The organism is Paenibacillus pabuli NBRC 13638, assembly GCF_001514495.1.
Lineage (GTDB): Bacteria > Bacillota > Bacilli > Paenibacillales > Paenibacillaceae > Paenibacillus > Paenibacillus pabuli.
Window position 1 is genome coordinate 550,382 of record NZ_BCNM01000001.1, and the last position, 13,473, is coordinate 563,854.

Here is a 13,473-nt window from a genome sequence, read left to right on the forward strand (position 1 = left end):
ATTCATAGAAAGGAGGAGGGCTTACATGAAGAGGAAAACAAGTCTGATCTCTCAACAAATGTCTGGCCAAAGAAAACGTCTCATGCTCCTTGCGGCCATTTCACTCGCGCTGGGTGCAGCCATTGTAAGTCAGGCCGTACTGCTCGCTGAGGCAGTCCAACGGATATTCGTGGAGAGGGCTTCCTTCTCGTCGGTCGTTATGCTGCTCGGGCTGCTCCTGGCTGTCATGGTCGTACGTACAGGCTTGTCTTATGGGAATGGAAAAGTTGGTTTGCATATGGCTTCCAGTGCCAAGAGGAATATGCGGGCAGCCGTACTGCAAAGTTTGACCCATGCTTCGATGCCATCAACCCTTCGTGGACAAACAGGCGGAAAGGTCAGTGTTGCCCTGGATGCTGTGGATGAGGCTGACAGTTATTTCAGTCTGTATATGCCGCGTATGATGGAGGCTGCCATCATTCCGATTCTGATTTTGGTGGTAACATTTATGCAGCATGCCAATTCAGGCTTCATTATGCTGTTTACGGCCCCGTTTATCCCCTTGTTTATGATTTTAGTGGGACTAAAAACGAAAAACAAATCGGAGGAGAAATATGCACAGCTGGCCGAGTTCTCCGGTACGTTCCTAGACTCTCTTCAAGGGCTGGTAACGTTGAAAATATTTGGACGGGCTCAGCGCCAGCAGCAGGAAATTGAACGAAGCAGCCTCGGTTACCGGGATGCCACGATGGGTATTTTGCGCATTGCGTTTACGAATACGTTCATGTTGGAATCCATTGTCATGTTAAGCATCGGAGTGGTTGCTCTCGAATTGGCTATCCAGCTGCTTGTATTCAAATCGATGTCGTTCCACACTGCATTTCTTGTTTTGTTACTGGTTCCCGAGTTTTACAGCCTGTTGAAAAATACGGGAACAGCCTTTCACAGCGGAAGGACAAGTATGGGAGCGGTTCGTAAAGTAGAGCAGATGCTTGAGGAAACGGCTGGGGGGAGCAAGCCGGCAGATAGAAAAGAGGGAGCGGGCACCCCCGTTGGGATTGACAAGATCCACAAGGATGATCGGATTTCAACGAAGGTCAAGGAAGGGACATTGCAAACTCCTTTTTCTAATGACGTTTCCATACCGCCATCCATAACATTGGATCATTTGCAATTTCGGTATGCGCCGGATTCATTCAAGCTTGAGACGGATCGGGTCCAGCTGCGCCCGGGAGAACATATAGCCATTGTGGGCAAAAGCGGCTCAGGGAAAACGACGCTGCTCCATCTGATTGCAGGTTTGCTGAACCCTACATCGGGAGAAGTTCGGGTGAATGATCGCCCACGACTGCAACACGATGAGACCGCTTGGTTTGAACGTGTATGCTACATTACACAGCATCCGTATATTTTCGCTGGCACATTTGCCGAAAATATTGCGATCGATGCGGGTCGGAGCGTATCCAGAGCTGAGATGGAGCAGGCAGCAGACGAAGCCGGACTTACTGCATTAGTCGCTCAGTTGGAGCAGGGCTTGGATACCTTGGTTGGTGAAGGAGGCCGTGGTCTGTCTGGTGGGGAGAAACAACGGCTTGCCTTGGCACGTGCATTTTTGAAGCGACCTGCCGTTATTTTATTTGATGAACCCACAGTGGGACTGGATCTGCATACTGAGCGTGTTCTCCAGCGTTCTATTGCCACATTGGCAAAATCGGCAACGATGATTACGGTGGCTCACCGATTATATACGATTCAACGTGCCGACCGTATATTATTTATGGACCATGGTGTGTTAGTTGATTCAGGACGGCATGAAGAGCTTCTGGTGCGCCTGCCTCAGTATGCCGAGATGGTCGATGCTCAACGGAAAGGGGGATTAACATGAGTGAACTGGCGATTTTGTCCAAAGCCATGATTCAGGAACGAAAGGATATTATCCTCTCGATTCTAGGTGGGTTTATTGCCGGCACAGCTGGAGTGGCCCTATTCTCGGCAAGCGGCTATCTGATTTCACAAACCGTATTTGCACCACCGCTGTATACCTTAATTGTACTCACCTCACTGGTCAAGCTGCTTGGTCTGCTGCGGGCAGCGAGCCGATATGGAGAGCGCTTGTATTCTCACCGGGCGACGTTCTCCATGCTTAGCCGTCTGCGTACATCCTTTTTTGCCAAGCTTATTCCTTTAACGCCAGGCATATTGAACAAAAAACGAAGTGGGGATTTGCTTTCGCGGATCGTCGGAGATGTGGAAAGCTTGCAGCATTATTTTTTGCGCGTCGCTTATCCGCCGATCATTGTTGTCATGGTCTTTTTGGCGACTGTGTTGTTTACTTCAGCCTTCTCCTTCTGGATTGCGGCTCTGTTTGCACTAGGGATGCTCATAACGGCCTTGGTTGTACCGGGAATCGTACTAATCGGGCAAAAGAAAATACATGGACGTGTTCGTCAGCAGCGGGCGTTCCTTTCCACAGAAGTTACCGAAGTGTTGTATGGTTTTCGGGATTTGAAAATATACGGCCAACTGTCACAGCGCGAACAGCAGCTAGAGCAGGCTTCCGCTGTATTAACAGACGAGCAGAAGCGGGCTGCCGGACACTTGCTGCGCGGACAATCCATGCACGCTCTGGTTACATTCCTCATCTCGTGGGGGGTGCTGGCACTAGGATCCTATCTCATTATCGACGGAGCACTTGCTGGCGTGTTTCTTGCGATGCTGGTCATGGCTTCACTTACCGTATTCGAAGAAGCTGCGGCAATGGCGACATTACCCTTGTATAAACAGGATAGCGAGCACGCTGCCAAAAGGCTGTCGGAAACGGTTCAGACCGATACCATCCAAACTTTTGATGTGCATGTTCCTGCGGAGCAAAATTTCGATGCCAGTGAAATGCTTTCTGGTGACAAAGGCGTTTCGCTTGAGCTTTCCGGTGTGACGTTTCAATACGAAGGGGAGTGGAACCCTGCATTGAAGGATGTTTCACTGCATCTATTGCCAGGCTCCAAAACAGCGATTGTCGGACCGAGCGGGTCAGGTAAGTCCACGATAATTGAATTGCTGCTTAAGTTGCGTACACCAATGACAGGCGAACTCCGATTAAATGGCGTTTCGGTGAAGGAGCTGGATGAGCAGAGCATTTGGCAATCGGCTAATGTGGTGTTACAGCAAAGTCATTTCTTCCGGGGAACGATCCGGGATAACCTCATGCTGAATGAAGAAGAACATTCGGACGAACAATTGCTGGATGTGCTGGCTAAAGTGCAGCTGCCCAATACCTCATTGAGTGATGTGGTATATGAAAGAGGTGAAAATCTATCCGATGGCGAGAAGCAGAGACTGGCTCTGGCACGGGCGATGCTTCGCAAGGGACGGTTCTGGCTCCTGGACGAGCCTACATCCTCATTGGACTATGTGACAGAAGATCGTGTGTTGAAACACCTCTACACGCAAGCGGCCGAAGATACCGTTCTCCTGATCTGTCATCGTCTAACCGGCCTGGAAGAGATGGATCGGATTATCGTTATGGACCAGGGAAGGGTAGTGGAAGCAGGCTCCTATGCGGAGTTAATGGAGCAAAAAGGTTATTTTTATGAAATGAAAAAGATTGAGCGGCAAATGATCGGAGAACATGGAGTGTAAAGAGCAAGATATGCACTAATGCAAATGAAAGAGTATGCTCCATCACAGTTTTGAATACCCGCTATACTAAAAAATACACTCGCACACGTTTAATGCTGTGTGGAGTGTATTTTTAGTATGAAATCCGAAAAGAAATGAGGGGCAAGCATCAATGAAATGAAGCCTCAATTAAGCGGTTCTGCAGTGCAACAAGCCTTAATGGCCTCCTGTATTGGATGCCCATACAGGATACCAACCTATACTCGGAGTTTCTGTATTATATAACACCAGATTGCCGTCATTTTGAACGATGAGCACGTTGCCTCTAAGGTTGGCTGGCACATTGTCCGCTCCATACCACGATGTAGACCATGCCTTGTTGTCTGACGTCCAGTAAGGTGTGTTTTGGGGATCCTGGAGCACTAGTTTTCCACTCCAATAATCAATCTTGAAGTGATTTATTCTCGTGTCACTGGTCTTGGTGTTCCATAACATCGTGCGTGTTCGGTTATCCCAGAGCTGTAGGTCTCCGTAGACGCTGTATTGCAGAGAAAATCTGATGTTGTTGGATACGAGGGGAATCGAATTGTTATACATGATGTCGTAAATGAGGCGGTCTCCAGCAGCAGACGCTGAGGGAGCGGCAGAGAGCAAAAACATGAAAATTGCAGCACATAGCAAAACGACCTTTTTCATAATATCCTCTTTTCTGGAATATATTTAAAATTACCTATCAAATATATCATATCTTCTTATCAAAAATGTATAAATTTCCAAGTCGTTTGAAAGTATTCAGATTAAGGCTGAGGAAGAGCTGAAGACATTAGGCAGTAACGGATTATAGCGGTGAACTAATCGAACACTGACTGGGTTATATCAAGCTTTATCCTCAAGCTTCGGAACAAAAGAGATCATCGATTATCTCGTTTTGACATCGCCCTAGGCGCGCTTTTCTGATGAGGACTTAATCTGAATGAAGGTGTATCGTTTTCAAAAGAAAAGGATGACTCGGCAGGACTTCGCTTTTGTTTGACAAATCTGCCTGGAGAGATTCCGGCTACCTTGGTAAAACTGCGAATAAAGTTGGCATAGTCGCTGAATCCCGACTGGAAGCAAGCGTCCGTAATGCTCATCCCGTCCGACAGGTAATATCTGGCGAGTTCAATACGCCGGTTCAAGATGTACGAGCGGAGCGTCAGTCCGGTATGCTTTTTGAACTGGCGGCTAATATAGGTGCTGTTCAGATAAAATGTCTCGGCAAGCTTCGGAAGCGTAATCTCCTGTGTGATATGGGATTCAACATAATCCATCGTTTGACGTACAATCTCTGGCATGATGTCCGTAGGAGTAAAGGTTGTATCTTGAAACGACTGATTAATCAGTACCAGCAGCTGCGCAATCGCTGCATTGATTTTGATGTCCGCTCCATACGCGTCCGATGCAAGGGCATTCTCCAGTTCTTCAGCCAGCTGAAGGAGCTGCTTCATTTGGCAATCGTGCAAATGTACGATATTTCCTTTCCCCTTGGGACGATAATCAAAGCATGCGGAAAGATTGGTTGCCCTAGTGGAGAGCCGACGCAGGTATGATTTCTTAAGATTAATGGTAATTCGTTCATATTCGGATTCGTCCATGATATATGTACGGTGCATTTCCTCCGGAGACATGACAAGCAAATCGCCCGGTTCCAAATGGTAACAGTGATTCTCGATATAAAAGTTAACGTTGCCACGAAGGAAAAGGTAGATCTCATAGGCATCGTGGTGATGATAAGAGGATTCCAGCTTGTACGTGGTCACGCGGTGTAGATATAAGAGTTCAGGTTGGATGGGATCATACAAATAGGGTCCGTTCACAAAGCACCTCGTCCTTTCACGCAATAAACAGAGCGGAATACGCAATGAAAATGCACTCCGTTTACCTTAAAATGTAATCATCCTATCATGATGCACCCATTCTTGCAAACGGTTTCTTTTATAATTTACACCTGAAACAAGGATCATGCAGCTATATTCATGGGTCATATATTAACGTTTAATGGAGGAATCTTTCAATGAATAATAATTCGATAACCAATGCCGGGGAACAAACGGGAAAAAGCGCAGCGTCTACCTATGCGTCAAGTATGAAGTCACCTATCGGAAAAATGCCTCCAAACGGTAATCCGCTGGTTGCCCATAAATTTGGAGCCGATCCTTATGCCCTTGTGTTTAATAATCGGGTCTATTTGTATATGACAAGTGATACACTGGAGCAGGATGCAAACGGTCTCCCTCAGAATAACAGCTTCAAATCAATTAATCGCATTACCATCATTTCCTCAGATGATTTGCTCAACTGGATCGATCACGGCGAAATTCAGGTTGCCGGACCCCAAGGTGCAGCTACTTGGGCTACGCAATCCTGGGCACCAGCTGCTGCCCACCAGATCATGGATGGCGAGGATCGGTTCTTCCTGTATTTCTCCAATAATGGCAGCGGTATTGGGGTGCTGTCTGCTCCAAGTCCGCTAGGACCGTGGACTGATCCAATTGGAAAAGCACTCATTACCAGCGAGACTCCCGGGGTTGAAGGTGTGCCGTGGGTGTTCGATCCGGCCGTGCTGGTCGATGATGATCACAGAGCTTATATCTATTTCGGGGGCGGTATTCCGGAAGGACAAGCAGAGAGGCCCGACACGGCAAGAGTCATGCGATTGGGAGATGATATGACCAGTGTAGTAGGTAGGGCCAAGGTTATCCCTGCCCCGTACATGTTTGAGGATGCAGGGATACACAAATATAACAACGTCTACTACTTCACGTACTGCTCCAATTTTCACGAAGGTATTCGCCCGGAGGGCAATCCGCCAGCTGGCGAGATTGCCTATATGACAAGCGACCAGCCAATGGGGCCTTGGACATACAGAGGAAGCATACTCAAAAATCCGGGGCACTTTTTTGGCGTCGGCGGCAATAACCATCATGCCATATTTCAATTTGCGGAGCATTGGTACATGGCTTATCACGCCCAGACATTATCCCAAGCCCTGGATGTCCCTGACGGCTATCGTTCTACACATCTGAATCGAATTCACTTTGGTGAATCTGATGCACACATCTATGAGATGGATGCAGATTATCAGGGGGTAGATCAGGTAAAGTTGTTTAACCCATTTCAGCGGGTACCTGCTGCGACCATCGGATGGAGTGCAGGAGTGAAGACGATGGGAGTCAACTTATGTGATACTGAATCTTCCTCTGAATCAGAGGTTATCGTCACGGATATGGAAAGTGGAAGCTGGATCGCTCTGTCGAAGGTCGATTTTGGTCATGAAGGAGCAGGCAGCTTTAGCGCAACGATCTCCAGTAGTGGCACTGAGGGTTGTATGGCCCTTCGCCTGGATCATCCTGACGGACCATTAATCGGTCAACTTCTCATCCAGGCATCAGACATGAACAATACGTGGTTGGAATACTCAGCCCCAGTTACAGGCGCACAGGGCGTTCATGATTTATATATTGTGGTTGGTGGAAGAACGAATGAGAAGCCTGTCATTAGCATGAGCCAATGGAGATTTGATCACAAATAAGATTGAACTTGACCATGGTTCCGCCGGAAGTCAGCTCCCGGCGGAATTTTCATGTCCATTGAAGGAGTATCTTCTGCCGTCGGTTAGGATGGAGAAGTGATGGATTTGCGATAACTGCGCGGTGTACAGCCAACTACTTGTCTGAATTGCCTGGAGAAATGCTCCACATTCCGATAACCGCAAAGTTCACTGATATCTGAAATTCTGGACTGGCCATGAATCAGTCTTTCTTTGGCCAGACGAATTCTGGATTGAATAACATCTTCCATACAGGAGATGCCAAATGTAGTTTTATATAAGGATTGCAAATAGCCTGGACTAAGATGAACATAATCAGCCATGATAGAAACACTCCAATCTTGGCCTGGATTGTGGTTAATGGCTTTGCGCAAATTCAAAAGATCCTGATAATGAGGCTTGTTTTCTACGGACTGAGAGGCTTCGAGAAGCTTGTTAAACATAATCCGAAACAAATAATCAATGGAGAGTTCACGGTAATCACACTGAAGAAAATTTTCGGTAGCCAGCAATTGAAACAGCTGATGACAATAACCGGGATCCGGAAGAAGAATGGGAGTACCTAACGGAATAGCTGTTTCCAGTACATACGATTCATCCGAAAGAAATCGCACCCAGTCATTCACATATTGATCCGTGCATGCACGATACATGATTTTCTGATAAGGCGGGTATAGAACGGCACAATTGGCGGGATACGCTTTTATCTCGCCATTTACCCAGAATTCCGCTGGAGTCTGTGTAAGAATGAGAAGCCAGAAGTCATGACCTTCGGGGATGTCATAAATGAAATCAGCAGGATGAGCGGCATCGTAACCGACATAAAAAATAGTATTCATATTATTCTCCAATCTTGGAATAGATCAATTTTGCGTTAGCATATATCATTCTTTGAAAGGCACTTCTATTCTATAATTTTAAGGGAAAACCATCGAGAAATCATTCATTATTTAGAAGAACGTTATGGATATATCGACGGATAAGTCTTTGAAATGATCAATAAAGGGGACATATTATGATGATATCAGAAGTGGAGAAGGAGAAGGAATATCACTATATCCTCTCCTATACCCGCTCTCCTCAAGAAAAAAAGATCTACGCACCGAGGCTTGCATACAGCATGCACCTTGCCTACAGTGAAGATGGATCAAATTACCGCGCGCTCAACCATAACTCGGGTGTATTGTTTGCAAAGGCAACGGAAAATGAGAATGGCACCTTGAATGCCAAAAGTTTGCAAAATCCGTACGTGTTCATGCTTCAAGACGGTACATATGGCGTTATTGCAGTACGTACAGAAGCCGAAGGGCAACAGGATCAAGAGAGCAAGGGAGCTGTGTTATTTTTTCATTCAACTGATCTGCTGCATTATAGAGAAATTGGTCTAATTGATCTGAAAGACGATGTGCATGTCCATGACGTCATGTGTGAATATAATGAGTTAACCCATTCTTATGTGATCCGATGGAGAGATGGGAATGGCTGCTTTTTTCAAAACACGATGCAGAATCTCTTCTCCCTAACAAGTGCTTCCATCCCGATAAGGACTGAGGCGTTTGCACTGACATCGGCATCCCCGGATATTGAAGGAATCATTCCGCGTAATGTGCTTCAGGTTCCACGTCAAGTTGCACAGCGCGCAGTCCACCGGCTAACACCGCCTGATAATATAGCGATCCAAGTCCCGGACCGTATCAATGCAACCTCGATTGAAGGTTTGAAAGCGCTTAAGGCAATCGCAAAATACAGCGATGGTACCACTTCCATCAAGAAAGTGGATTGGAATGAGGAGTTGGTAACATGGGAGGAGGAAGGCAGTTATCTTGTGACAGGTACCGTTGTACAGGAGCATTATGCATTTCCCATTGCTGCTAACCGTGCAGATCCCTGCATCACAAAATGGAAATCCAAGTACTATTTTGTAGCAACGAATGATGAAGATCACAACCAAACGCTGTATATTCGGGAATCGAATACGATCGCCGGGCTCGTTGAAGCCCAGGAAACCTTGATTTTGGACACCAGCACGTATGACGACATTAAAGGTCTGTTGTGGGCGCCTGAGCTGCATATCATTGCAGATGAGTTATACCTTTTTCATGCAGCGACCTCTGGTGATTTTTTGAATGAAGAGTGCCATGTGATGAAACTGAGACCTGACGGTAACCCAACTCATGCAGCAGATTGGTCCAAACCTCAGCGCGTGCTTCGAAATGATGGAACCTATTTGTGTGAAGCCGGAAAAGTAATTTCCCTCGACATGACAGTATTCAAATGGAACGATGAGTATTATGCGTGCTGGTCTGAGCGCCAGTTTGTACCTGTAGATCTTGGAGCGTGGCTTTACATTGCCAAACTTGACTCCAAAGAGCCATGGAGGTTGAAGAGTGAACCTGTCTTGCTGTCCAAACCGGATTATGGCTGGGCAAACAACCACACGTATGTCGATGAAGGACCATTTGCGCTCATTCGAAACGACAGGCTGTTTTTAACATTTGCGAGTGCAGCTGTGGATGCGACCTATTGTGTAGGACTTCTAACCCTGAATCTTCATGACGACGTGCTGGACCCGGAGCAATGGACAAAATGGAATTATCCTCTGTTAACTTCCAGGAGTGTTGCGGGAGAATTTGGACCGGGTCACAATTCCTATGTAATGGATGATCAAGGTATCACATGGAATGTTTACCATGCCAGATCCGGCTTGGACGCACCTCGAGCCTGCGGAATTCGCCGTGTTCATTTTGACATCGATGGATTTCCGGTTCTGGATTTAACTGAAGAACGTGATCTGAAACAAGAACTCGCTAAAGTATCTGTTGAAGTTGTGGTGAAACATGACTAGAAAGGGGAGAACAGAAAGTATGTTTGCAAATCCGATTATATGGGCTGATTATCCGGATCTTGATGTCATTCGGGTCGAAGACACTTATTATATGGTTAGTACAACGATGCATATGATGCCAGGCTGCGTCATCCTGCGATCCTATGACTTAATCCGTTGGGAGACTGCCGCTTATGTGTACGATACACTTGACGACACACCCGCCCAGTGTCTGGAGGATGGCAAGCAAATTTACGGCAAAGGCATGTGGGCTGCCTCGCTTCGGCACCATAACGATACGTTCTACGTTATTTTTGTAGCCAATGATACGAAAAGGACATATTTGTACACAGCTCAAGAAATAACGGGCCCATGGACGAAGCGGTATGTGGAAGGTTTTTATCATGATTGCTCGCTGTTTTTCGACGATGATGATCGAATTTATCTGATTCATGGTAATACCGAAATTTATTTGACAGAATTAAGCTCCGATCTATCCGGACCCGAAGAGAGCGGAGTACACCGCATAATCGTAAAAGACAAACAGCCTCATTTCCTCGGTTACGAAGGCGCTCACTTTTACAAAATCAACGGTAAATATGTTGTGTTTCTGATCCACATTTCCAAAGCTTCTGGCAGAAGAACACAAGCCTGTTATATGGCCGATTCACTGGAAGATGAGTTTGTCGGTGGGGAAGTATTCAATGATGATATGGGGTATTTCAATTCAGGGGTAGCCCAGGGAGGGATCGTGGACACGCCGGTCGGAGACTGGTATGCCATGCTGTTTCAAGATCATGGTGCCATCGGACGCATACCAGTGCTGGTCCCGCTGCACTTCGAAAATGGTATTCCAGTATTCGCCAAACAAGCTCCGAAACAAATCCTGATTCCGAGCACGAGACCAGATTATACATATAAACCACTGGTTGGGAGCGACAGCTTTTATTATGAACCCGGCGATGACGGGCGTGTACGACTGAGCGATTTTTGGCAATGGAACCATAACCCAAACAATGACCTTTGGTCCGTTACCGACAAACCGGGCGTTTATCGAATTCAATCCGGACATATTCGTCCCAACCTGACCTTTGCGGTTAATACGCTGACGCAGCGCGCAATGGGACCCGTATGTGAAGCCGTTGTCACACTGGATGGAAGCGGGCTGAAGGACGGTGATTATGCAGGACTATGTTTTTTGATTGGCACATATGGTTTGATTGCACTTACAAGGAGCGAAGGTCGTCTGTATCTGGTCATGCAAGCAAGAAGCAGTGAAGATTCAACCATCTTCGGTAATCTGGTTGATGCGGAGCCAGCCACCGAATATGCAAGAATCCCCATAGGGGAAACAGAAGTTAAGCTCAAGGCCATTGGGAATTTCGTGGACAATCAGGACGAATGCACATTCTTCTACCTGGATGGAGCGGCGTGGAAGCCGCTTGGTATCACTCACAAGATGATTTATAAGCTGGATCATTTTATGGGATGCCGGATCGGATTATTTTTATATTCCACAGTAATGACTGGAGGAATGGCTGATTTTTCAAATTTTGAATATCAGGTGAGGCTGCCGGATGAGCTGGAATGAATAGAATTGAAGTCGCCGAGCTGGCGGCTTTTTTAACAATATATTGCTTCTTTCTGCTTAAGTCAGGCTATTTCATGTACAATGAGAACAAGTCCCAATATCAGGAAAACAACATTTATCAGCCGAATAGGGGTGCATCATATGCGCATCACTGTATTAACCAAAACAAAATTGGCTGTGATTCTACTGCTCAGTGCATGCATACCAACAGGACATACACGTGGATATTCGGAACAAAACTTTATAGATATGAACGTGCAGGCTGCGGATCATGAGCCGAATTTCAGAAAATACAGCTCTCCGGTACAGGTATCTTTTGTCAGAGAAACAGGAGACGACCTGGAACAAATGATCAGCCGGCTGCCTGGAGAGACTTTGCTGGACAATCGCTGGACCAGGCTATATGAGGAGGAGCTGGGTATACAGCTCCGATATGACTGGATCGCCAAAGGAGACGTGTACGGTCAGAAGCTGGGGGTCTCTCTAGCTGCCGGACGTATTCCTGACATTGTCAGGGTCAATCCGTACCAGTTGAGACAACTGAGCAATGCAGGACTGATCCAGGATCTGTCCGAGGTCTATCAAACTTATGCCTCTCCACTTGCGAAGAGTATATTGGAGGCAGAAGGAAGCGGTCCGTTTGATGCGGCAACCATTGATGGCAAGTTGATGGCTATACCTGAAACCGCATCCTCCATCGAAACTGCCCAGTACTTGTGGATTAGAACAGACTGGCTTGAACGTCTGCAGCTTCGTCCCCCTGAAACCATGGAAGATGTGCTTGAAATTTCTAAAGCGTTTACAGTAAGAGACCCTGACGGTAACGGTTTACAGGATACGTACGGACTTGCCCTAACGAATCACTTGTGGGACCCAGTCATGGGGGCTGCCGGCCTGATGGCCGGATATGGTGCATATCCGAATATATGGATCAAGGATGGGAATGGGAGACTCGTACACGGAGGCATACAACCCGAAGTCCGAAAGGCGCTGCAAGTGCTGCAAAACCTGTACCTAGATGGCCAGCTGGACCCCGATTTCAGCTACAAAAAAGGAACGAATGAAGCACGCCTGATCCAGAACGGAACAATTGGCATGTTGTATGGTGAACAGTGGACTCCTTTTATGATCCAGTCGAGCCGGGAGGTCGATCCAGAGGCCGAGTGGCAGGCTTTTCCTATCGCAGCAGAATCCGGAAGTTTGGCGAAAGTGCCGCTTCGCACCAATACCTGGCAGTATTTCGCTGTCCGAAAAGACTATGCCCACCCAGAAGTCATTTTGAAGCTCATGAATTTGCATTTGGAGACCAATTGGGGCGAGGAGGCAGAGTACGAAACCTACTACAATGACGATTCCAAGGCCGTATGGATGCTCTCGCCAGTCACCCCTTTTCCAGGAACCAAAAACCTTGACGCCTATCGCCAAATTAAGGAAGCGAATCGCACAGGGGATCTTTCGGTCCTCCAAGATGAAGCATTGGCTATTCAAAAAAGAATTCAAGCTTACATCCATGAAGACGTAGAGAGTGGTTGGGGATGGGATCAAACCTATGGGGCTTCCGGAGCGTTCAGCATAGCGGATGGCTACGAAAGAAACGGACAGCTGTTATACGATCAATTCACGGGAGGAATTACAGATACAATGATTGACCGACAGATGATACTGAATAATCTTCAACTTGAAGCCTATCTGAATATCATTTTGGGCAGACCCATAGAAGAGTTCGATCAGTTTGTGATTAATTGGAAAAGACTGGGCGGAGATCAGATCACAGCGGAGGTTAATGCGTGGCTCGATACCCAAGATACAAAAACAGCATTGGAACGTTAAATCCTTCCTCAAGGGTGCGTTCTTGCAAGAAGGCAATCACAC

The 13,473-nt window shown here is 46.8% G+C and carries 9 protein-coding genes; 6 read left to right on the forward strand and 3 right to left on the reverse strand.

The window, feature by feature from the left end:
• Positions 1 to 25 precede the first annotated feature (25 nt).
• Together cydD and cydC are read left to right on the forward strand one after the other, a co-directional pair.
• Positions 26 to 1,864, forward strand: coding sequence for a thiol reductant ABC exporter subunit CydD (cydD, locus tag PPA03S_RS01980; protein WP_062319270.1), 1,839 nt, complete (start codon positions 26 to 28; stop codon positions 1,862 to 1,864).
• Entirely contained in the window at positions 1,861 to 3,618 is a 1,758-nt protein-coding gene (gene cydC / locus PPA03S_RS01985; protein ID WP_062319272.1) for a thiol reductant ABC exporter subunit CydC, read from the forward strand. The genes cydD and cydC overlap by 4 nt, the downstream gene beginning before the upstream one ends.
• Before the next feature lie 195 nt (positions 3,619 to 3,813).
• Here the strand turns inward: cydC and PPA03S_RS01990 are convergent, their stop codons facing one another.
• Positions 3,814 to 4,293 carry an immunoglobulin domain-containing protein gene (locus tag PPA03S_RS01990; RefSeq protein WP_062319274.1) on the reverse strand — a complete coding sequence of 160 codons (480 nt, stop codon included), beginning with the start codon at positions 4,291 to 4,293 and terminating at the stop codon, positions 3,814 to 3,816.
• A 215-nt stretch (positions 4,294 to 4,508) separates the two neighbouring features.
• Complete coding sequence (locus tag PPA03S_RS01995) at positions 4,509 to 5,453, reverse strand: AraC family transcriptional regulator (protein WP_082703958.1); 945 nt, start codon at positions 5,451 to 5,453, stop codon at positions 4,509 to 4,511.
• A 197-nt stretch (positions 5,454 to 5,650) separates the two neighbouring features.
• On the opposite strand from PPA03S_RS01995, the gene PPA03S_RS02000 reads away from it, so the two are divergent.
• On the forward strand, positions 5,651 to 7,168 hold the full coding sequence (locus tag PPA03S_RS02000) for a glycoside hydrolase family 43 protein (protein WP_062319276.1): 1,518 nt from the start codon (positions 5,651 to 5,653) through the stop codon (positions 7,166 to 7,168).
• Between the two features lie 83 nt (positions 7,169 to 7,251).
• On the opposite strand, the gene PPA03S_RS02005 is transcribed toward PPA03S_RS02000, so the two are convergent.
• Positions 7,252 to 8,025: a helix-turn-helix transcriptional regulator gene (locus PPA03S_RS02005; RefSeq protein ID WP_062319278.1), complete on the reverse strand. Its 774-nt coding sequence runs from the start codon at positions 8,023 to 8,025 to the stop codon at positions 7,252 to 7,254.
• A 176-nt stretch (positions 8,026 to 8,201) separates the two neighbouring features.
• Between PPA03S_RS02005 and PPA03S_RS02010 the strand changes: the two genes are divergently transcribed.
• From PPA03S_RS02010 to PPA03S_RS02020, 3 genes are all read left to right on the forward strand, one after another.
• Positions 8,202 to 10,031, forward strand: a complete 1,830-nt coding sequence (locus PPA03S_RS02010) for a family 43 glycosylhydrolase (protein WP_217998908.1) — start codon at positions 8,202 to 8,204, stop codon at positions 10,029 to 10,031.
• Between the two features lie 19 nt (positions 10,032 to 10,050).
• Positions 10,051 to 11,601, forward strand: coding sequence for a glycoside hydrolase family 43 protein (locus PPA03S_RS02015; protein ID WP_062319280.1), 1,551 nt, complete (start codon positions 10,051 to 10,053; stop codon positions 11,599 to 11,601).
• A 141-nt stretch (positions 11,602 to 11,742) separates the two neighbouring features.
• The gene (locus tag PPA03S_RS02020; RefSeq protein WP_082703959.1) at positions 11,743 to 13,431 is read left to right on the forward strand and encodes an extracellular solute-binding protein; all 1,689 of its coding nucleotides are present in this window, start codon (positions 11,743 to 11,745) and stop codon (positions 13,429 to 13,431) included.
• Positions 13,432 to 13,473: the final 42 nt, after the last annotated feature.